The organism is Methanoculleus sp. UBA413 (assembly GCF_002502935.1).
Lineage (GTDB): Archaea > Halobacteriota > Methanomicrobia > Methanomicrobiales > Methanoculleaceae > Methanoculleus > Methanoculleus bourgensis.
The window spans coordinates 11455-32647 of the sequence record NZ_DAQR01000108.1 but is presented as its reverse complement, the minus strand read 5'-3'; the positions used below and the strand labels follow the sequence as shown (position 1 = coordinate 32647).

Annotated in this window: 22 protein-coding genes and 1 pseudogene; 18 read left to right on the top strand and 5 right to left on the bottom strand. The window is 61.8% G+C overall.

Annotated features, from left to right (window positions below; genetic code table 11):
- A partial coding sequence (locus BP858_RS08915) for a radical SAM protein (protein ID WP_286879323.1) occupies positions 1 to 684 on the top strand: 684 nt, incomplete at its 5' end.
- The gene (sepS, locus tag BP858_RS08910) at positions 681 to 2276 is read left to right on the top strand and encodes an O-phosphoserine--tRNA ligase (RefSeq protein WP_214166456.1); all 1596 of its coding nucleotides are present in this window, start codon (positions 681 to 683) and stop codon (positions 2274 to 2276) included. The genes BP858_RS08915 and sepS, both read left to right, overlap by 4 nt.
- Here sepS and BP858_RS08905 read toward each other — a convergent pair.
- Positions 2251 to 4506 (bottom strand): bifunctional alpha,alpha-trehalose-phosphate synthase (UDP-forming)/trehalose-phosphatase, encoded by a 2256-nt coding sequence (locus BP858_RS08905; RefSeq protein ID WP_286879322.1) that lies wholly within the window; start codon positions 4504 to 4506, stop codon positions 2251 to 2253. The two genes, sepS and BP858_RS08905, sit on opposite strands and share 26 nt — an antisense overlap.
- 739 nt (positions 4507 to 5245) lie before the next feature.
- On the opposite strand from BP858_RS08905, the gene BP858_RS08900 reads away from it, so the two are divergent.
- The 3 genes from BP858_RS08900 to BP858_RS08890 are packed head-to-tail and all read left to right on the top strand — an operon-like array spanning position 5246 to position 6215.
- Positions 5246 to 5632 carry a hypothetical protein gene (locus BP858_RS08900; protein ID WP_062263765.1) on the top strand — a complete coding sequence of 129 codons (387 nt, stop codon included), beginning with the start codon at positions 5246 to 5248 and terminating at the stop codon, positions 5630 to 5632.
- Positions 5629 to 6012, top strand: coding sequence for a hypothetical protein (locus BP858_RS08895; RefSeq protein WP_062263763.1), 384 nt, complete (start codon positions 5629 to 5631; stop codon positions 6010 to 6012). Before BP858_RS08900 ends, BP858_RS08895 begins: the two co-directional genes overlap by 4 nt.
- On the top strand, positions 6009 to 6215 hold the full coding sequence (locus BP858_RS08890; RefSeq protein WP_062263760.1) for a helix-turn-helix transcriptional regulator: 207 nt from the start codon (positions 6009 to 6011) through the stop codon (positions 6213 to 6215). The genes BP858_RS08895 and BP858_RS08890 overlap by 4 nt, the downstream gene beginning before the upstream one ends.
- A 332-nt stretch (positions 6216 to 6547) precedes the next feature.
- On the opposite strand, the gene BP858_RS08885 is transcribed toward BP858_RS08890, so the two are convergent.
- The 3 genes from BP858_RS08885 to BP858_RS08875 form a co-directional block, all read right to left on the bottom strand.
- Complete coding sequence (locus BP858_RS08885) at positions 6548 to 7084, bottom strand: nucleoside-triphosphatase (protein WP_062263756.1); 537 nt, start codon at positions 7082 to 7084, stop codon at positions 6548 to 6550.
- Positions 7081 to 7617 carry an archaemetzincin family Zn-dependent metalloprotease gene (locus BP858_RS08880; protein ID WP_082864858.1) on the bottom strand — a complete coding sequence of 179 codons (537 nt, stop codon included), beginning with the start codon at positions 7615 to 7617 and terminating at the stop codon, positions 7081 to 7083. The genes BP858_RS08885 and BP858_RS08880 overlap by 4 nt, the downstream gene beginning before the upstream one ends.
- 141 nt (positions 7618 to 7758) lie before the next feature.
- Positions 7759 to 8259 carry a hypothetical protein gene (locus BP858_RS08875; RefSeq protein WP_062263753.1) on the bottom strand — a complete coding sequence of 167 codons (501 nt, stop codon included), beginning with the start codon at positions 8257 to 8259 and terminating at the stop codon, positions 7759 to 7761.
- A 215-nt stretch (positions 8260 to 8474) separates the two neighbouring features.
- On the opposite strand from BP858_RS08875, the gene BP858_RS08870 reads away from it, so the two are divergent.
- Positions 8475 to 9578: a hypothetical protein gene (locus tag BP858_RS08870; protein ID WP_286879321.1), complete on the top strand. Its 1104-nt coding sequence runs from the start codon at positions 8475 to 8477 to the stop codon at positions 9576 to 9578.
- Between the two features lie 184 nt (positions 9579 to 9762).
- Here BP858_RS08870 and BP858_RS08865 read toward each other — a convergent pair whose 3' ends face one another.
- Positions 9763 to 9900, bottom strand: coding sequence for a hypothetical protein (locus tag BP858_RS08865; RefSeq protein ID WP_157203670.1), 138 nt, complete (start codon positions 9898 to 9900; stop codon positions 9763 to 9765).
- Positions 9901 to 10133: 233 nt separating this feature from the next.
- On the opposite strand from BP858_RS08865, the gene BP858_RS08860 reads away from it, so the two are divergent.
- The 12 genes and pseudogenes from BP858_RS08860 to BP858_RS08805 form a co-directional block, all read left to right on the top strand.
- A complete protein-coding gene (locus BP858_RS08860) occupies positions 10134 to 10865 on the top strand; it encodes an ABC transporter ATP-binding protein (protein WP_214166459.1) in 732 nt (243 codons plus the stop codon).
- 5 nt (positions 10866 to 10870) lie between these two features.
- A complete protein-coding gene (locus tag BP858_RS08855; RefSeq protein WP_074174836.1) occupies positions 10871 to 11962 on the top strand; it encodes a SufB/SufD family protein in 1092 nt (363 codons plus the stop codon).
- A complete protein-coding gene (locus tag BP858_RS08850) occupies positions 11962 to 12639 on the top strand; it encodes a protein-L-isoaspartate(D-aspartate) O-methyltransferase (protein WP_250317206.1) in 678 nt (225 codons plus the stop codon). The genes BP858_RS08855 and BP858_RS08850 overlap by 1 nt, the downstream gene beginning before the upstream one ends.
- A complete protein-coding gene (locus BP858_RS08845; protein WP_074174837.1) occupies positions 12636 to 13247 on the top strand; it encodes a cyclase family protein in 612 nt (203 codons plus the stop codon). Before BP858_RS08850 ends, BP858_RS08845 begins: the two co-directional genes overlap by 4 nt.
- Positions 13247 to 13852, top strand: a complete 606-nt coding sequence (locus BP858_RS08840; protein WP_074174838.1) for a hypothetical protein — start codon at positions 13247 to 13249, stop codon at positions 13850 to 13852. The genes BP858_RS08845 and BP858_RS08840 overlap by 1 nt, the downstream gene beginning before the upstream one ends.
- 36 nt (positions 13853 to 13888) lie before the next feature.
- Positions 13889 to 15157: a phosphoglucosamine mutase gene (glmM, locus tag BP858_RS08835; RefSeq protein ID WP_074174839.1), complete on the top strand. Its 1269-nt coding sequence runs from the start codon at positions 13889 to 13891 to the stop codon at positions 15155 to 15157.
- A 5-nt stretch (positions 15158 to 15162) separates the two neighbouring features.
- Positions 15163 to 16362 (top strand): bifunctional sugar-1-phosphate nucleotidylyltransferase/acetyltransferase, encoded by a 1200-nt coding sequence (gene glmU / locus BP858_RS08830; protein ID WP_286879320.1) that lies wholly within the window; start codon positions 15163 to 15165, stop codon positions 16360 to 16362.
- 1 nt (position 16363) lies between these two features.
- The gene (locus BP858_RS08825; RefSeq protein WP_394339385.1) at positions 16364 to 17518 is read left to right on the top strand and encodes a sugar phosphate nucleotidyltransferase; all 1155 of its coding nucleotides are present in this window, start codon (positions 16364 to 16366) and stop codon (positions 17516 to 17518) included.
- Complete coding sequence (gene glmS / locus BP858_RS08820) at positions 17518 to 19257, top strand: glutamine--fructose-6-phosphate transaminase (isomerizing) (RefSeq protein WP_074174841.1); 1740 nt, start codon at positions 17518 to 17520, stop codon at positions 19255 to 19257. Before BP858_RS08825 ends, glmS begins: the two co-directional genes overlap by 1 nt.
- Complete coding sequence (locus BP858_RS08815) at positions 19254 to 19847, top strand: acyltransferase (protein WP_286879319.1); 594 nt, start codon at positions 19254 to 19256, stop codon at positions 19845 to 19847. Before glmS ends, BP858_RS08815 begins: the two co-directional genes overlap by 4 nt.
- A 2-nt stretch (positions 19848 to 19849) precedes the next feature.
- Positions 19850 to 20947 (top strand): DegT/DnrJ/EryC1/StrS family aminotransferase, encoded by a 1098-nt coding sequence (locus BP858_RS08810; RefSeq protein ID WP_286879324.1) that lies wholly within the window; start codon positions 19850 to 19852, stop codon positions 20945 to 20947.
- A gap of 21 nt (positions 20948 to 20968) precedes the next feature.
- A pseudogene (locus BP858_RS08805) lies at positions 20969 to 21193 on the top strand (glycosyltransferase WbuB); the annotation flags it as partial.

The following is a 21193-nucleotide window of genomic DNA, read 5'->3' as shown; positions in this document are numbered from 1 at the left end:
TGGCGGTCGTTCGAGCACGAGGTAGTGGAAGAAGAGGAGTGCCCCCCGGCTGAGATCATAGGAAACCTCAGGCGTCTCCAGAAGAGGGCGCTCTCAGGCTACAAGGTCTCGCCCTACGTCACGCCGGAACGGTTCGCTGAGGCTCTCCGTCCCACGATGGTCGCGATATCGCTCTCCGGGGAGCCAACCTGTTACTCGCACCTCCCGGAACTGATCGACGGCCTCAATGCTGAAGGGTATACGACGTTCCTGGTCTCAAACGGCACCCACCCCGACGTCCTCGCCCGGTGCCGGCCCTACCTGGTCTACGTCTCTCTGGACGCTCCCGACCGGGAGACCTACCTCCGCCTCTGCCGGCCAAGGGAGGATTACTGGGATCTGGTGCAGGAGAGCCTCGCCGGACTTCGGGGCCGCCGGTCGGCCATCCGCACCACGGTGGTGCGCGGCTACAACGACTTTGCGCCCGAGCGGTATGCGGCGATCTACCAGGACTCAGGAGCCCGCTTCGTGGAAGTAAAGGGTTATATGTACCTGGGATACAGTAGAAATCGACTGCAAAGGGACCAGATGCCAGAACACCGTGACGTTCGGGCCTTTGCCGCGAAGATTGCGGATCACTGCGATTATTTCATAAAAGACGAGAGCCCGGTGAGCCGGGTGGTCTGTCTGGAGCGGAATGTATGAGATTTGATGTGGAAGAGTTCAGGAAGAAGGCAAGAGAGGACTTTGAGCATGCCTGGCACGAAGGGCCGTCGGTGCTGACCCCGGCGGGGGTCGCGGGCCGGTACCCCCGGTTGAAGTATACCCGGGCTACGGCGCACCCGATCTTTGAGATCACACAACGGCTCCGCGAGACCTACCTCTCGATGGGGTTTGACGAGGCGATGAACCCCCTGATCGTCGAGGAATCTGATATCTACCGGCAGTTTGGGCCCGAGGCGATGGCTGTCCTCGACCGGGTCTTCTACCTCGGCGGCCTGCCCCGCCCGAACGTCGGGATCGCGCGGAAGCAGATTGAGGAGATCGAGGCCATCCTCGGCCGTTCGATCCCGTCCGAGACCGAGGAGAAACTCCGCGAGACCCTCCACGGCTACAAGAAGGGGACGATCGACGGCGACGAACTGACGCACGAACTTGCGGCTGTCCTTGAGGCTGATGATGCGGCCGTGGTGCATATCATGGACGAGGTCTTCCCTGAGTTCCGGGCGCTGGCCCCCGAGTCGTCGCGCAACACCCTCCGGAGCCACATGACCAGCGGCTGGTTCCTGACGCTCGCATCACTCTGGGAGAAGCGCCACCTCCCGATCCGGCTCTTCTCGGTGGACCGCTGTTTCCGGCGGGAGCAGGAGGAGGGACCCACCCGCCTGATGGCCTACCACTCGGCCTCCTGTGTCGTCGCGGGGGAGGACGTCACCCTCGAGGAGGGCAAGGCCGTCAGCGAGGCGCTCCTCTCGGCGTTCGGGTTTACCGAGTTCCGGTTCCAGCCTGACGAGAAGCGGTCGAAGTACTACATGCCCGATACTCAGACCGAGGTCTACGCCCGCCACCCGGTCCTTGGCTGGGTCGAGGTCGCTACCTTCGGCATCTATTCCCCCTCGGCGCTCGCAGAGTACGGGATCGGCGTGCCGGTGATGAACCTCGGTCTCGGGGTGGAGCGGCTCGCGATGATCGCCTACCAGTCAAACGATATCCGCGAGCTCACCTACCCGCAGTTCTACCCGCAGGTCCTCTCCGACCGCCAGATCGCGGGCGCAGTCCACCTCCGCACGGAGCCTGCGTCTGCAACCGGGAAGCGGATAGCGGAGGCGATTCGCGCAACAGCCGCCGAAAACGCCGCCGCTCCGGGGCCGTGCGCATTTGTCGCGTGGAAGGGTGAGATCGCGGGGAGAGAGGTGGAAGTGATCGTCGAAGAGCCTGAATCCAACTCGAAACTCTGTGGGCCTGCCTGCTCGAATGAGGTCTTCGTCCACAACGGCGCGGTGCTCGGGGTGCCCGACCTCCCGAAATGGGCGGAGGTCAGGCGTGACGGGGTCTCCACCGGTATCACCTATCTTGATGCCGCAGCAAGCCTCGCCGCCGCCCGTATCGAGGAGGCGGCGCGGTGCGGGGAAGAGACCCGCGTCCAGGTGAAGATGGCAAAACTCCCTTCAGACATCAACCTGCGCATCGAGGAGTACGCGATGCGCTACATCACCGACCACAACAAGAAAGTGGACCTCAGGGGGCCGGTCTTCCTGACGGTCAGGTCTGTCATCCCGGAGCAGCCGACTCAATAAGACCTTTCTCTCGCCCCCGTTTCTCTTTTTTCCCGGTCGCTCCTTTATCGCACGCGATGCACCTTCGGAGCAGCGGCACCACGTCCCGCTGGGTGATCAGGTTGAAGCGGGCCTTGCTCGGGGCGAGCCCGATCTTGATCGAGTAGGCTTCCGGCGGCATAACCGCAAAGAGGTCCTCGTCAGTCCGGTCGTCCCCGATAGCCAGGATGAAGTCCCAGGCGTGCCGGGAGACCCAGTTCAGCGCAGCCCTTCCTTTGTTGACGACAGTGTTCTTGATCTCGATGACCTTGTTGCCCTCCATGACACCGACATTGAGGTTCGATGTCAGGTGCAGGAGGTCGTCTTTGAGGTCCTTTGCCCGCTGGGCTCCGAGCATCGGTTCGGTCCTCCGGTAGTGCCAGACGAGGGAGTAGTCCTTCTCTTCGATGAAAGCGCCGGGAGTGCGATCGGTGTAGAGTTCGAGGATCGGGTAGATCTCCCCTTTCCACTCGTCCGAGAGCGCTTCAGGCATCCGCCACTCCCCGGAACGCTCCTTTACCCAGACACCGTGCTCGGCGATAAGCCCGATATCCATCGCTCCAAACCAGGCGTCCAGGGTATACTGGTCCCTGCCGCTGATCACCACCACTTCGTTTTGGGGCGCACGGGAGAGTTCCTCGAGCACCTCTCGTGTGGCTTCACCCGGGACCGCCATCCGGGGTTTTGCAGCGAAGGGCACCAGTGTGCCGTCGTAGTCGAGGAGGAGGAGACGGTTTTTGCCGGAGACGTAGTCATCGACCAGCTGGTCCCTGATCGCAGGGGTGACGACCTGCTCGGAGCGCTCGACCTGAATTGCCCGTGCGTCGCCGAGCCGGGTCAGGAAGTCCCCGACCCAGTGCTCGATGTCGTAGCGCATCAGCCTCTTCTGCATGGCCCTGTTCCGCTCAACCTGTTCCTTCTCCGGCATGGCGAGCGCCGCCTCGATCGCCTCGATCACCGCGTCCTGATCATTTGGGTTGACGATGACCGCCTCCCCGAGTTCCTCGGCCGCTCCTGCCATCTCGGAGAGGATGAGCACCCCGGTGCCGTCGGTCCTGGTGGCGATGTACTCCTTGGCCATCAGGTTCATGCCGTCCCGGAGCGGGGTCACCAGGGCGATGTCGGCGGCGCTGTAGAACGCCACCAGTGTCTCGAACGGGAGGAAGTTGTAGAAGTAGCGGACCGGGATCCAGTCGGTCGTCCCGTACTTCCCGTTGATGCGGCCGACGAGTTCGTCGATCCTCTTCTTCAGCACCTGGTAGCGGCCGACACCGGCCCGGGACGGGACCGCGACGAGGACGAGGGAGATCTTCCCCTGGTACTCGGGTTTCTTCTCAAGCAGCGTATCGAAGGCCTCGAGCCTGAGCGGGATCCCCTTCGTGTAGTCCAGGCGGTCGAACGAGAGGATGATCTTTCGTTTCCCATACTTCTGCCGGATCCGGGCGATCTCTCCCTGGACCGGGTTGCTGCCCGCTGCGTCGGCGAACCGGCGGTAGTCGATGCCCATCGGGAAGAGGTCGGTCCTGACAACCCGGGTGCCGGTCCTGACCTCCCCGAAGGAGTGCTCGTACCCGAGGATCCGCCGGACGCTGGAGAGGAAGTGGCGGACGTAGCCGTAGGTGTGAAAGCCGATGAGGTCCGCCCCGAGCATTCCCTCGAGGATCTCCTTCCTCCAGGGGAGGTGCCTGAAGAGCTCAAATGACGGGAAGGGGATGTGGTGGAAGTAGCCGATCTCCGCGTCGGGCAGGCGCTCCCGGAGCATCTGGGGCAGGAGCATCAGATGGTAGTCGTGAACCCAGATGACGTCATCGGGCCGGGCCACCTCCATCACGGCATCGCAGAACTTCTCGTTTACCCTCTGGTAGACGTTCCATGTCTTCTGGTCGTAGTTTGTGTAGTGATTGAAGTAGTGGAAGAGCGGCCAGAGCGTGTTATTGCAGAACCCGTCATAGTAGTGTTTGATGTCGTACGGGGAGAGGAAGACCGGGTGGCACTGTTCCCGCTGGAGCGTCTCGATGATCCGGTCTTTCTCCTCTTTCTGCTTTCTCTGAACGTTCATACCAGGCCAGCCGACCCAGAGGCTCTCGTAGGATTTATAAAAAGAGCCGACTCCGGTGGCAAGACCGCCGACACTCCGTTGCAGGCGGAGGTCGCCGTTCTGGCGGGAGACGCTGATCGGAAGCCTGTTTGAAACTATCAGTAACCTGTTCATGGTTTGACCCTGCTCACAATCGTGGGGATGATCACCATCCAAAGATTCTCAACCAAAATTAAGGTTTTGGAGAAATCTCGAAAAAATGCGGATATCATAGTTTCGGCAAACATCTTTTCTCCCCGGTTTTCGCACAGCCCCCGGACACCGCACGGGCCGCGCCTGGCCCTTCGGGGCGATCTGGCCGAGACACTTAAGGGGGAGGCTGCCGCCGTGATGCCGGTTTGTGTCCCACGTGTGAAAGACAGGCCGTGAGGTTTGCCGCAAGGAAGGCTGGTGCAGAATTCAGAAGGCTGAAACAGACGTGTCCAGCAGTATCCAGCCGGCGGGGCTCCGGACAGATGACCCTTGAGGCCGGGTTCGCCATACGTGAGGGAACCGTTACTATATATCCCGAAACGTACACCCTATGTTGTGAGTAAATCCTTCCCGAAAAGGATGAGGCCGCCTTGAGGCGGGTGGGACAAAGTAGGGGAGGGGTCACGTATCTATTTCTGGCGCCCGTTGAAGAAATCAAGGCCAATCATGATGTTATTTTTAATCGCAGAGTATAGACACTCGCATTTGTGACGAGGCCGCAAGCCGATAGCGCTCACGCATCTTCGAAGCGACCCCGGCAAATTCACCTTCCGGCACGGCACCGTCCTGTCCTGTTCGCCTGGCGGGCACGCTTCGCCCTGCTGGTACAAAATGTTATATATTCCTAACACATTGTTAGATATACCTAACAGGTGAGTCGATGAAGGCGCGATACGCGATAAAGATTGCAGCGGGAGCGATTCTCGCGGCGGCGGGGATCCTCCTTCCGTTCCTCATAGACGGAATCGAGGCACTCTCCTCGATCCTGGTGACGATCGGTCTTGTGACCATCGCGGTTGTTGTCATGCGGCATTGGAGGTTTCGGGATGAACTGGAGAGCGATGAGCGGACGAAGAAACTCGGGGCATATGGCCTCGCATACTCGTGGCTGCTCACCCTCATCTTCCTCGCGATCCTCTTCTGGGTGGACTACCTTGGGCTGCTCGCTCTCCCGGTCGGGGGCGTGCTGCTCGTCACCATCCTGCTGATGGCGCTCTCCGCCCGCATCTTCCAGTGGTACCTCTTCCGGCAGGGGGACGTGGCATGAGATCGGCGGTGCAGGCCGCGGCCGGCGGCGTATGCATCCTCGCCGGGACCGTCGTCGCCCTGGTTCTCCCCGGGCTGAACCCCTGGATCCCCATCCTCCTCATCCCCGGCGGTATCCTCCTCGTCGCCGGGGCCGCGATGGAACGGATGAAGACCGACGAAGGCCCTCCCGACGACGAACGGTTCCGCAAGATCCGGGCGTTCGCATGTTCGTATGCCTGGCAGGCCTCGTTTGGCGTCCTGATGCTCCTGCTTCTCCTCGACATCACCGGCACGGTCAGGCTGAGCGGGAGGGAGGTGCTGGTTCTCCTCCTCTTCCTCATGGGGACCAGTGCGAGCGCGGCTGAATGGCACCTGCTCCGGAAGGGGGACGTCGGGTGAAGACCCGGATCAAGGAGCTCCGGGCGAGGGCGGGGTTTACCCAGGAAGAACTGGCGCAAGAGGTCGGTGTGCGGCGGGAGACGATCGTCTTCCTCGAGCAGGGGAAGTATAACCCCTCCCTGAAACTCGCCTACAAGGTGTCCCGGGCGCTTGACTCCACCATCGAGGAGGTCTTTACCTTCGAGGACGAGGATCTGGAATGACCACGCCGATACGGCGGGGGCTTGCACGGGTGCTCCGGCGAACTGGCCGGTAAAGGTGCATGCTGGAACAGGGGAGTAGTCGCAAAAAAAGATATTGGGGGCAATCGATAAGGTCGGAATGCTGAGTTAAAAACATTGTGCTTTTTATATCGGAAAAATTCCATCCCAGATCACAATTAAACCCGATATTATGTCCCATTTGCGAAAAATAGATTTGAATCAGAAAATAAATATATTATAGGCGGATGCTCCAAACTTTCGGGATAGGCGCGACGTATCGGAACTATTTTTCGTCTTCCCGCAAGAACTGTGTCGATTGTTTCCCCCCCTCCTCATCCCGGGCCGTCGCCGACCAGGCGCCGCACCTCTGCCTCTAGTTCCGGCAGGAGGTGGTCACGGTTTGCCCTGGTCACCTCCACGACCCGGACGTCTGCCCGGCCCCTGATCCGGTCGAGCCCCGGGACACCCCGCTGTGCAATCGTCGCAACGCAGGGTGTGGCGGCGTCGAGCACCTCCCGCACAACCATCCGAAAGACACCCGAATAGCACTCCATCTTCCCGACCTCGTCGATGATCACCAGGCGGGCGTCCGGTGCAAAGAACGTGATTGACGAGAGGAACTCCTCAAACCCCGGAATACCGACCCCGTACTTCCCCACGCGGCAGGGGCCGGGAAACCCGGTGCGAGCGAGGGGACGCCGCTCTCCGGTGAGGCTCACGAGGTCAAACCCCTCCCGCACTCCCCCTTCCCTGACCTCGATGGTGTAGAACCCGACCGGCGAGCAGTCGGCGATACGCTCCGTAAGGCGGCGTATGAGCGTGGTCTTCCCGGAGCCCGGCCGCCCGGTGATGAGCAGGTTCCCGGTCACCGCCGCGCTGTCTCCCTGGTCCTGACCCTTGGATGGCAGACCATGCAGAATGCCGGCCCCTTCCGGTCGGTCTCGGCGATGGTGTTTGAGAAGTGCATAACACACCGGGGGTCTTCACAGTGGGGGAGGCCGAAGGTGTGCCCCAGTTCATGCACAGCCTCCACGATGGCCCGGCGCCGGAAGACCTCTGTATCCTCCGGCAGGCCGTAGAACGACTGCCTGAGGCGGTGGAGGGAGATCACGGCGTTCCTCCGGCCCGCAAGCCCGAAGACGAAGTTCATGCCTGGGAGGTAGAGATCGACGTCGGTGACCCCCAGCACCCGGTCGTAGCCAGCAGTCTCCCCGGAGAGCGAGAGGAACTCGAGCATCACCTCGGCATCGTACTGGTTGCGGGCGGCGTTACGCGCAGCTGCAGGGAGCGCGATTCTCTTGCCGGTCGCTACGCCCTGGGAGAAGACCGCCTCCAGCGGCTCCTCGAGCATCGTTATATCTGCCGGATTGACCTTCCCGATCGGAATAAGGATGATACTCATGGCGGATCCTGTTGCCGGATATCGGCGGCCGGGAATTTGAGGGTATCGGTCAGGGAGCGAGACCGGGGGAGAAGAGTCGCGCCGCAGGGTCACCGGGATCGGGTTTCCCCGGCCGACATGCATCCAAAGGGACCCGCCGCATCACTCCTGCCTGGGTATTATCGTGACCGAGCACGTGCTCTCGCCGGCACAGATGCTGCCCCGGTACTTTGGAGCGTAGTTCCGGTTCAAGTCCGGTATCGCAGCGTTCGCGAAGGCGTGGCAGACGTTGCAGGAAGCAAGCGGGTTCTCCCCTGCCTCTCTCGCCCTCTCCACCATCGCGCACTTCCGGATCGTCAGTTCCGCCTCGTCAGGCGCAGAGTCCCTGATCTCGTAACTGTATTCTGGCCCGAAGAACACCCTTGTAGCCACCGCAAACGCCTCCGCAATCTCGTGTGCGTTCCTAAGCGGCATCCCGAAGGCGCGGGCGATGACGCCCACCTCCCTGCCCAGTCCCTGCCAGACCGCCCGCTCGACCTCGTTATAGAACTGGTCGTCAGCGCCATCCCTGATAGCCCTGCGATAGGCAAGCGGCAGCGCAGAGAGTTCGTGTGCAGCCAGTTTCCACCTTGCGTCCACCGGTATTCGTTCGAATGCATCCATATCCTGTTCTCCTCCTCGTGGCGACTATTGGGCCACGGTGCGGATGTAGGCCCCGCAACCTACATGAAGATTGTCCCTGTGCTCCGGGGGGGTGCCGTACGCCCCGGACACCATAAATAATCCTGCAGATAACAGGAGAGTGGAGAGAACCATGATTGCTGTCTGCCGGCAGATCAAAGAGGGAATAACCGGCATCCCTGCTCACCCCTGATACTATGTGGAAAAGAATCCTTACCATACTCATCCTGGTCGCCATGACCCTCGGGGCCGGGTGCCTGGGCGACCTTTTCCCCCCGGCAGCCGTCCCGCCGGCGATCGTGCCGGTCGAGGGGGCGAGCCTCGACCACCTCCCGGTCTACACCTTCCCCTTCGAGGACGGGGAGGAGACGATCCGGATCAGTATCGACCCGGCGGTCTATGCCGGTGCAAAAGAGGCGGACCGGAGGCTCCACCTCTACAAAGACCTCTCCGAAGAGGAGTGGATCCCCATCTACTACCAGGCGTTTGCGAACGAATCTCACCAGGAACCCTTCTATGCGGACCTTATCGCGGCCTTCCGCGAGATCAGGGACCGTGAGGGGCTCGATGACGATCGTTACCTCGAACTGATCACCGTGTTCGTCCAGTCCATCCCCTACAGGACCGACGACTCGATCACCGAACCGAAGTTCCCCATCGAGACCTACGGCGATGGAGAGGGTGACTGCGACGATAAAAGTCTTCTTCTCGCCGGGCTTCTCGCCCGGGAAGGCTACCGGGTTGCGCTCTTCTACTTCGGGGACGAGGCGCACATGGCCGTGGGGGTGGGGAGCGCCGGGTGCCACTACCAGAACACCCCTCTTGCCTACATCGAGACGACGAACGCAAGTTACGTGGGCATCCCGCCCCCGGTGCTCTCGAACGGGACGGTCCTCGCCTCCGACCCGCTGGTGATCCCGGTCGGTGACGGCCCACGATACTATGCCGCGTGTGACCAGGTCATGACGATAGAACGTGCTCTCTCCGTATCTCGTGCTCGGGTCGAGGCGCTCGCGCCGGAGCTCGGGATGCGCGTAGGAGAACTTGAGGCAGAGAAAGAGTATATCGAGTCGCTCGGCACGAGGATGACAGCCCTCTCCCGGTCGGGGGAGGTCCGGGAATACAACCGTCTCGTCCCTGAATATAACCGGAAAGCCCGGGATTACAACGATGCGGTGCGGTCCTACAACGCCCTGCTCGAGGAGTCACGGGCCGCTGTCGACCTCTACAACCACCTTGTCACTCACGCCCACGACCGTCCCGGGTCGTATCTCCGTACCAGGGCCTACCTGGCGGAGTGACCCCGGGAGGTTACTCCCGGACGATGTAGTGGGCAGGGTCTCCCCCTCTTGCCAGAGGTGATAACGGGACCCGGGAGCCTCCGGGTGTCCGAAGGGAGGATATGCTTAAGTTATTTTTGTATATCTTCTAACGCGGGGGCCTTCCCGCTCATGCCTCCGAGAGTCCCGCAGAGATGACCTGGCCTCACGAATAAATACGGTTCCCGGGCTCGCGGGTGCTGGTATACGCCACTTTACGCATCTGGTTCCGCCGAACAATGGTCGGATGACGGGCGGCCCGCTCGACGAGACAGGCAAACGTGGTGAATGCAGTTCTTTCCATACATCAGAACGGGGTGAGGCCGCTATTTAACCATAGGCCGTGCGCGGGGTGAAAGTGAAGGGGCGGGATTCTACCCAATTTCCGACATCTTCATGTCAATCCGTCATCATCTTAGTGTTAGTTTAGTGTAATGAAGGATTTGCGGCATCTTTCGCCTTTCTCCCCGCTGAAAGAACAGGTGTTATGTTACAAGCGTTAATGTATCCCCCGACATATACATAACGGAGTGCCGTATGCTGGATATCAGTGATTTACACGTGAGCGTGGATGGCACCGAAGTGCTCCACGATATCAACCTCCACATCGGGCCGGGGGAGACTCATGTCCTGATGGGCCCGAACGGATCGGGAAAGAGCACGCTGCTCAAGGCCATCATGGGGTTTGGCGGCTATACGATTACGTCCGGGTCTATTGTTTTTAAAGGGAAGGAGATCACCTACATGCCGATCCACGAGCGGGCCCATCTCGGGATAGGCATGATGTTTCAGCACCCGCCTGCAATATCAGGGCTGAAACTCGGGAAACTGCTCGCTGCCACATCCCACATGGGGGAAGGCGCGATAGAGGCGCTGGCGCAGTCGGTCAACATGGAACACTTTCTTGCCCGGGACATCAACGTGGGGTTCTCCGGTGGTGAGATAAAACGGAGCGAAGTCCTGCAGTTGAAGGTCCAGCAGCCTGATTTCCTCATGCTGGATGAACCTGAGAGTGGTGTCGACCTCGAGAACATGAACCTGATGGGGAAGGAGATCGCGGCCCTGCTCGAGAAAGATGTCCATATCATCAACCGGCGCCGGAGTGGCCTGATCATCACCCATACCGGCTACATCCTCGATTACCTCGAGGCCGACCAGGGCCATGTGATGATAGACGGCCAGATACGGTGTCACGGAAACCCCCGCGAGATTCTGCGCGTGGTCAAAGAAAAAGGATACGGGGAGTGTCTGCGTTGCAAACAGATATAACTGACATGGAACACCTCTCGCAGGAGGACCGGGAACGTCTTGCCCTGACCGGTCTTGAAGTCGGGATGCAGAACCGTTGCGGAAGTTTCTTCCAGATCGACCAGAAGGTGGTGCAGACCACCTGTGGGGCCGAGGGGATCGAGATGCTCCCCATCAAGGCCGCCCTTGAGAAGTACGACTGGATAAAAGACTACTACTGGAACGCGGTCCCGAAGGATAAGGACAAGTACACCCAGTTCGTGGCAAAGCAGGAAACACCGCAGGGCCTCGTCGTCATCGCTCATCCGGGGGCGAAGGTCGCCATGCCGCTCCAGGCCTGTCTCTTCCTCCGCGAGGAGCCGGTGCAGCACGTCCACAACATCTTCATCGCAAGGGAGGGGTCTGAGATGCATATCATCTCGGGGTGTGCCAGTTCCTGGCAGAAAGAACACGGTGCGCACATCGGGGTGACCGAGATCTACGTCGGCAAAGGTGCCAGGGTCACGTCCACGATGATCCACAACTGGAACCCGGGGATCAGCGTCTTCCCGCGGAGCGCCACCATCGTCGAAGAGGACGGCACCTTCCTCTCGAACTACATCTGCATGCAGCCGGTCAATCAGGTCAACATGTACCCGACGGCACGCCTTGTCGGGAAGAACGCTGTAGCCCGGTTCTCGAGCATCGTCGTCGCAACGCCGGGGTCGCTCCTCGACCTTGGTTCCCGGACCATCCTTGCCGCCGAGCACACGAGCACCGAACTCATCACCCGGGCCATCACCACCGGCGGCACTGTCATATCCCGGGGGCACATCCTTGGTGAGAAGGAGAACACCCGGGGGCATATCGAGTGCAAGGGTCTGATCTTAAAAGACGGCACCATCCACGCTATCCCCGAGATCGAAGGAACGCTGACCGGCACCGAGCTCTCCCACGAGGCCGCGGTCGGGAAGATCGCCCGCCACGAGATCGAGTACCTCATGGCCCGGGGCCTCTCAGAGGAGGAGGCCACCGCAACCATCATACGTGGGTTCCTGGATGTAAAGATCAGTGGTCTGCCTGCAGTCCTGCAGAAACAGATCGATGCCGCAATCGATAAAGCAGAATCCGGGTTCTGATGCGAGATGACATGACGGGGACCGATCGCTTCACGAGAGAACGCGAGGAGATGGTGGAGTTCCAGGTCCGGGCCCGCGGGATCAGGGACGAACGAGTGCTTGCCGCGATGCGGAAGATCCTGCGCCACCTCTTCGTGCCGAAGGGCTTTGAGCGTGCTGCCTACGAGGACCGGCCGCTCCCCATCGGGGAGGGGCAGACCATCTCCCAGCCCTACATCGTCGCCGTCATGACCGAACAGCTCGAACTTCAACCACAGGATCGGGTGCTCGAGGTCGGGACCGGCAGCGGCTACCAGGCGGCCCTCCTGGCCGAACTCGCAGGCTCGGTCATCTCCATCGAACGCCTCGCGAGCCTCGCCGACCAGGCACGGGAGAACCTCGCCCGGGCGGGGGTCACCGGCGTCCAGGTGGTCGTCGGCGACGGCACAGAGGGGTACCCGCCGGAGGCGCCGTACGACGCCATCATCGTCACGGCGGCATCGCCCGGAGTCCCACAGCCCCTGATCGACCAGCTGGCTGAAGGCGGGCGATTGATCGCCCCCGTCGGGCCGCGTGAATGCCAGGACCTCATCAAACTCGTCAAACGCGAAGGCAGGGTGGAGAGTATCCCGCTCGGCGGCGTCTGTTTCGTGCCGCTGATTGGGCAGTTTGGGTGGAGGGGGGAGGATTCCTCGTGAAGGTCTACGACATCACCCGCGACCTCTCCGAAGATGCCGTGCTCTACCCCGGTGATATCAGGCCCCGGTTCCGCGAGATCGATACCGGGCAGTACCGCGTGACCGAGATGACCCTCGGGAGCCACACCGGGACGCACATCGACGCCCCGTCGCACTACATCGAGGGCGGGCTGACGGTCGACCAGATCCCGTCCGGGGTGCTCGTTGGACCGGCACGGGTGCTCGACTGCAGCGACGCAGGAGGGGTCATCGGTCCCGACCGCCTCGCCGGCCGGCTGGCCGGCACCCGGACACTCCTCCTGAAGACCTGGTTTTCGGAGCGGCAGGAGTTCGATCCCGGGTACCCGGCGCTCTCACCGGGGGCGGCACGGCTCGTCGCGGATGCCGGAATCACCTGTCTCGGGACCGATGCTCCGTCGATAGAGGCCTATCAAGGTGACGGTTCGGTCCACCGCCTGCTGCTCGGGCACGGGACGGTCATCCTCGAACTGCTTGACCTCTCTGCCGTGCCGGAAGGTGAGTATTTTATGGTGGCGCTGCCACTGCGGCTCAGAGGTCTGGACGGGTCGCCTGTACGCGCGATCCTCTGCAAACAGGAGAAGAGATAATGAGTTTTCTACACGATGCAATCGCGAAACTTGAGAAGACCCTGGAAGACAGCGGGTGCGAGCACGGTATCGTGACCCTGGGTGTGAACTACGACGCAGACGTCTGCCAGTACCCGAAAGGGGTCTGCATGGAAGGGCAATTCGGCGGGAAGAGCGGGCAGTTCATCACGAGCGAACCGATCCGGGCCAATACCAGGATCTCCTTTATGTACGGTGCGCCGCTCAAAGACCAGAAACAGCGTGGGGCGGCATGCGTGATCATCAACGCCGTCTCGGCGTTCCTCTGCCTGACACGGAAACTCCAGCCATGCACCCCTGACCGTTACGCGCCCTGCCTTGCGGAACTCTCCCGCGAGGTCGCAGGGAAGCGTATCTACCTCATCGGCCCGATGCCGGTGCTCGAGCATGCCCTCGGGCGTCAGGTTGTTGACTCACCGGAAGCAGCCGACCTCTTCCTGGTCGCCGGAGACGGCATGACCTCAGACGAAGGGGTTGCCTGCATCGACGAATACCTGGGGAAGAAACGGATGATCTTTCTCGGGCCGTCGACCGCCGGGGTCTGCGGTCTGCTGAACCTCGAGCACTGGTGCCCCTACGGGCGATGAATACCTTTTTTTAGAGAAGAAGGGTTATACAGGAGTATGCTATTCGGCTCTTCCGGGATCAGGCGCGAGTTTGGCCCGGGCCTCGTCGATCTGGCGCTCCAGGTAGGAGCAGCCGCTGCAGACGGCGCACCGCGCGTCGTCGTGGGCAGGGATACCCGCACGACCAGCGAACTGCTGGAACATTGTGTTATCGCCGGTATGGTCTCGGCCGGTACAACCGTCCGGACCTGCGGTATCGCGCCCACACCGACGGTCGCTTACGCGACACGAAACGCGGACGCAGGATGCATGATCACCGCCTCGCATAACCCTGAGTCCTACAACGGTGTGAAACTACTCAACCCCGACGGGTCGGCGTTCACCCGCCGGCAGCAGGCGACGATCGAGGATGCGCTCACGAAGTCCCACTGGGTGAGCTGGAACGAGCAGGGTTGCGTCTCTCCGGTCGACGCGGTTACTGCGCACCGTGAGGCGATCCTTGATATGGTCAGCCTCTCCCGACCGGTCACGGTCGTGCTCGACTGCGGCAACGGTGCAGGCAGCGTCATCACTCCCGACCTCCTTGCAGGGGCGGGGGCGACCGTCGTCGGGCTGAACTGCAACGTCTCCGGCAGGTTTGCTCGTCCTTCCGAACCGCTTGAGGCAAACCTCCCCTACGTCGGGGAGATCGTGCGGAAGCGAGGGGCCGCGTGCGCTGTGGTCCACGACGGCGACGCCGACCGGATGATGGCGTTCGACGACCGAGGGCGCTACATCGACGGCGACCATCTCCTCATGCTGTTTGCAAAATACCTTGACCGGAAACGCGTGGTCACCACCGTCGACGCCTCGATGGCGATCGAGGAGGTGGCAGAGGTCCGCCGCACGCCGGTCGGCGACAGTTTCGTCTCCGAAGAACTCCTCTCCTGGGGGGATTTTGGCGGGGAGGCGTCGGGAAGCTGGATCTTCCCCGGGCACTCCTACTGCCCGGACGGAGTTTACGCCGCGGCCCTGCTCTGCGAGATCGCCTCGGAGTGGTCGATCGCTGAAGAACTGGACCGGATGCCCCGGTACACCCTCCTCCGGGAGTCGTACCGGATCACTTCTCCCGGTGATGTCATGGCAGCGATGGGGGCCGATGAACCGACGCACGGGGTCCGCTTTGGCAACGACGACGGCTGGTACCTGATCCGGGCAAGCGGCACCGAACCGAAGATCCGGATCACGGCCGAGGGAAAGACGCCTGCAAAAGCAAAGGAGATGCTTGATGCAGGGCGTACTGTTCTCGGGAGAGCGAAACATGCTTCAGGTGCAGAAAAGGAGTGAATAGTATGCAGTGTGTCGTACTGGCAGCAGGAGAGGGGAAACGGATGCGTCCCCTGACCGCCCGGCGTCCGAAGGTGATGCTTCCCATCGCCAACCGCCCGATGATGGAACACCTGGTCCTCGCGGCCCGGGATGCGGGGATCACCGAGTTCGTCTTTGTCGTCGGCTACTTTGAGCGTGAGATCCGGAACCACTTCGGGGACGGCAGCGATCTTGGCGTGCATATCACCTACGTGACCCAGCGCCACCAGCTCGGAACCGGTGACGCCCTCCGGGCGACGGCAGGACTGGTCGACGACCGGTTCCTTCTCCTCAACGGGGATATGGTTCTTCGGCGTGATAATATCGAGCGGCTTTGCCGGATGGATGCCCCCTGCATGGGGGTTCACGAGACCGACCACCCGCAGGACTACGGCGTGGTAACCGTAGAGGGGGACCGCATCACCGGTCTTGAAGAGAAGTCCGAACACCCGAAGAGCACCCTGGTCAACGCGGGCGCCTACCTCTTCGACCCTGATATCTTCGACCTTCTCGCGGGGATCACCATATCCGGCCGCGGTGAATACGAGCTGACCGACGCACTCGCATCCTATATCAGGGAGAGGACGCTCACTGCGTACACGCTTGCCTACTGGCTCGATGTCGGGCAGCCATGGGATCTCCTCGACGCAAACGAGGCGCTCCTCTTCTCCCTGGACCACGAGCAGCACGGCACCATCGAGGACGGATGCACCGTCCCCGATACGGTCAGCACCGGCAAAGGAACCGTGATCAGGGCCGGGACCTACATCGAGGGACACTGTGTCATCGGCGAGAACTGTATCATCGGCCCTCACGCCTACATCAGGGGCTCGACTGCCATCGGGGATGGCTGCCACATCGGGCATGCGACCGAGATCAAGAACTCCATCGTCATGCCCTCCACAAACATCCCTCACTTCAACTACGTCGGCGACAGCGTCGTGGGCAGCGGGTGCAACTTCGGGGCGGGGACCAAGGTCGCAAACCTCAGGCACGACAACGAAGCGGTGAAGGTCTGCGGGAAGAACACCGGCAGGAGGAAGTTCGGGGCCATCATCGGTGATAACGTCCTCTTCGGGATCAACTGCTCGGTCAACGTCGGGAGCCTCATCGGCAGCAACACCCGGGTAGCCCCCCACTCTCTCGTGGAAGGGTGTATCGAGGACGGTTCGATCATCAGGTGATATGATGCAGGCAGTCATTTTAGCCGCAGGAGAAGGGAGCCGTCTCCGGCCGCTCACCCGGAGCAAGCCCAAAGCCATGATCCCGGTCGCGAACCGGCCGATCATCGAGTACGTCATCGATGCCCTGCTTGAGAACGGGATCCGCGATATCGTGGTGGTGGTGGGATACCGCAAAGAGCATGTCATCAGGTACCTCAACAAGCTCGACGCCCCGGTCCAGGTTGTTGTCCAGGAACGCCAGCTCGGGACCGCTGACGCCCTCCGGGCGGCTGAGTCTGAGATCACCGACGACTTCCTCGTTCTTCCCGGCGACAACTACATCAACGCTGAATCGATCGCCCGTATCAAGAAGGAGCGAAACGCCATGCTTGTGGCCGAGCACCCGAGTCCCTCGAACTTCGGTGTCGTGGTGATCAGAAACGGCCTTGTCCGTGAGGTCATCGAGAAACCCGAGGACGCACCGACGTTCACGGTATCGACCGGGATATGCTCGTTCACGCCTGATATCTTCCCCTACCTCCTGACAAACGAGATCCCCGACGCCCTCTCCGCCATGATCGCATCAGGCCGCCGGATACGCGCGATCCCGGCGGACGACTGGCAGGATGCCATCTACCCCTGGGATCTCCTGAAACTCAACAGCCGGATGCTCAGGGGGATCACCCCTGAAATCGGCGGGAAGGTCGATGCGTCCGTCATCCGCCGGGGGGTGGTGCGCATCGGTGCCGGGACGACCGTCGGCCCGAACACCGTGATCTATGGACCCGTCACCATCGGGCGCGACTGTAACATCGGCGCAAACACCGTGATCATGCCCGACTCAAGCATCGGTGACCGGGTGGTGCTTGAACCCTTCACCTACGTTGCCGACTCAATCATCATGGACGACGTCACCGTAGGATCGCATTCCAGGATTGTCTCCGCCGTCTTCGGCCAGGGGTGCATCCTTGCCGACCACACCACGACATACCCCTCTGCGAGTTTCATGGAGGTCGGAGACCGGGTGCTCAAGGAGGAGTTTGGTGCAGTCCTCGGCGACGGAGTCCGTGCGGCACCCTTCACAACATTTAAGAACTGTATCGTGGGTAATGGTGTCACCATAGAGGAGGGGAAGACATTGGTCGGCCTCATCGAGGACGGCGCCCGGGTGATCTGATGTGCGGGATTGTCGGTTACGTCGGAAGACGGGAGGCAACGCCGGTTCTGATCCAGGGGTTAAAGCGGCTCGAGTACCGGGGCTATGACTCGTTCGGCATCGCGACGGTCGGGAGTGCGCTTGAGGTCTACAAGAAGGCCGGCCGCATCTCCGACGGTGAGGCGGGGGCAGCCAGTCTCCGGGGGTCCACCGGGATCGGGCACACCCGGTGGGCCACCCACGGCGAACCAAACGACATCAACGCCCACCCGCACATGGACTGTGAAGGAAAGATCGCTGTCGTACATAACGGGGTCATCGAGAACTACAGCGAACTGAAGCGGCAACTGCAGGAGCGAGGCCACATCTTCCGGTCAGAGACCGATACCGAGGTGATCGTCCACCTCGTCGAGGAGCACTACGACGGGGATCTCCTTGCAGCGGTCAACGCGACTCTCCCCTCTCTTCAGGGTTCGTATGCCATCCTCGCGATTGTCGAAGACACCCAGCAAATCGTCGCCGCCCGCGACGCGAGCCCGCTCGTCCTCGGTATCGGGGATTCCGAGGTTTTTGCGGCCTCTGATATGACGCCGCTCCTCGAGTACACCGAGCGCGTGATCTACCTCGAGGACGGCGACATTGCCGATATTACTCCCGACCGCCTCGATATCTTCCACGGCGGCCAGAGGGTGGAGCGCCCGATCGAGCTGATCAGCTGGTGCGTTGAGGATACCCGGAAGGGCGGGTTTGCCCACTATATGTTGAAAGAGATCTTTGAGCAGCCCCAATCCTTCTACGAGACCATCAGGGCAGGTGTCGACGATAATGTGCGGCAGATGATCATGGATGCCGATGAGATCACGCTGGTTGCGTGTGGGACGTCCTACCACACCACCCTGATCTTCAAGTACCTGGCGGAGTCGCTCTGCAACATCTCAGTCCGGACCGAGATGGGGTCTGAGTTCAAGTACTTCGTCCCTCCTCTCCACGGCCTCGTTATCGCGGTCACACAGTCAGGTGAGACCGCTGATACGATAGCTGCCTTAAAGATGGCGAAAACCCGCAACTGCCCCACCCTTGCCATCACCAACGTACAGGGGAGCACGGTAACCCGGGTTGCTGACAGAACCCTGCTCATGCGGGCCGGCCCCGAGATCGGTGTCGCCGCGACCAAGTCTTACACAGCACAGCTCGCGGCGCTGATGCAGATCATCAACCTGCGGTGCGATGGGGCGTTTAATGACGTCCTCTCACACGCACACCTGGCCATCGGGGATGTCCTCCTCTACGACGTCAGGGATGCAGTCGCCCTCTGTTCTAAGGCTGACCATGCTTTCTTCGTGGGGAGAGGGGCGTTTTACCCGGTTGCAATGGAAGGCGCCCTCAAGATGAAGGAGATCAGTTATGTCCATGCCGAGGGGTATGCGGCCGGGGAACTGAAACACGGGCCGTTTGCGCTGCTCACCCCTGAGACGCCGGTGGTTGCCATATGCACCCCCGGCCCGACCTACAGTGTGATGGCCTCGAACATCAAGGAGATGAAGGCCCGCAGGGCGCCGGTCATCGCGCTTGGCGTGGACGGCGATAAGGAACTGGCTGAGATTGTGGACATCTTCATCCCTATCCCGAACACACATCTTCTGGTGCAGGTGCTGACCGCCTCTGTCGTCCTCCAGCTGCTTGCCTACCACACCGCATGCGCCCTGCAGCGGGATGTCGATAAACCACGGAACCTGGCAAAGAGCGTGACCGTTGAATGATTGAGTATGGATGTAACGCCCTCGGCGAGGGGGCGACGATATTTGAGCCGGTGACCCTCGGGTTTCCCTCCCGCGATCGGATCGGGGAGGAAGGTTACCCGGGCGTCACCATCGGGAGGAACGCGGTCCTCAGGTCGGGAACCATCATCTACTGTGATGTTCTGATCGGCGACGCCTTCCAGACCGGGCACAACGTGCTGATCCGCGAAAAGACCACCATCGGCGATCGGGTGGCGATAGGGACGGCGGCGGTGATCGAGGGGGACTGCATGATCGGTGACGATGCCCGGCTCCAGAGCCTGGTCTACATCCCGACCGGCACCCGGATCGGCAACCGGGTCTTCATCGGCCCAAACGCCGTGCTGACGAACGACCGCTACCCGCCCGGCCCCCATGAGTCCCTCCAGGGCCCGGTGATCGGGGACGGCGCCGTCATCGGCGCAAACGCTACGATCCTTCCCGGTGTCACAGTCGGCGAGGGGGCGTTCGTCGCCGCTGGTGCGGTGGTGACGAAGGATGTCCCCCCCGGGACGCTTGCGGTGGGGACACCGGCGCGGTTCCGGCCGCTGCCTCCGGAGGCGAGACGGTGACGGTGGAGATCCCCATCGCTCGACCGCTCATTGGTGAGGACGAGGTCGCGGCCGTCGCCCGCGTGATGCGGTCGGGGATGCTGGCCCAGGGGTCGGTTGTCACTGAGTTTGAGTCCCATTTTGCTGAATACTGCGGTGTTGCGCACGCCATCGGCGTCAACTCCGGGACGGCGGCGCTCCACGCGGCCCTCCTTGCCGCGGGCGTCGGGCCGGGCGACTCGGTGATCGTCCCGGCGTTCACGTTCTTTGCGACGGCATCTGCAGTCTCGATGTGCGGGGCGACACCGCGCTTTGCCGACGTCGATCCCCGCACGTTCAACATCGACCCAGACTCGGTCGAGGCCCTCATCCGGCCCGACACCAGGGCGGTCATCGGTGTCCACCTCTTCGGGCAGCCGTTCGACGTCGGCGCCGTCCGCGATCTCTGCGACGACCGCGGGCTCATCCTCATCGAGGACGCGGCCCAGGCGCACGGTGCTGAGTACCGGGAGAAGCGGGCAGGGAGCCTCGCCGACCTCGGTTGCTTCTCCTTCTACCCGACCAAGAACATGACCACCGGGGAAGGGGGCATGGTCACGACCGACGACGACGCCCTTGCGGAGCGCCTCAGGCTCCTCATCAACCACGGCCAGAGCAGGAAATACCTTCACTCAGCCATCGGCTACAACTACCGGATGACGAACATGGGCGCCGCCATCGGCCTCGTGCAGCTTGACCGGCTCGAGGGGTTCAACGAGCGCCGGATCCATAACGCCCGTTACCTCGACCGCCACCTCCCCGGCACCGGGCTCGTCACGCCCTACGTTGCACCGGGCGTCCGGCATGTCTACCACCAGTACGTGGTGAGGCTCCCCGCTGGCTACCCGCTCACGAGAGACGCGTTCATGAGCGCTCTTGCGGACCGGGGGATCGGGACCGCCGTCCACTATCCCATCCCGGTCAACCGACAGCCGGTCTATCAGAATGCGTCCGGGGACGCTTCGTGCCCGGTATCGGACGACCTCGCGGCGTCGGTCGTGAGCCTGCCCGTCCACCCCTCGGTGACTGACGAAGAACTGGCGTACATCTGCGATGCTGTCCGGGGGCTCCGGGGCGCATAACCAATCTCTGCCCGAGTAACCATGAAGATCCTCCTCGTCTCCACCCAGGACTACATCCACCACCCGATCCCATCGAGGCACCACAACATCTTCGAGGAGCTCGCGACACGGCACGAGGTCCATGTGCCCCATTTCCACGTCAGCAGGGGAAGGGAGCGGGAGACCCTTCTTCACGTCCACGAAGCGACGCGGTTTGCCGTGGAGAGCCCCTTCCTCCACTATACCCTGAATGCACCCTGTCACTAC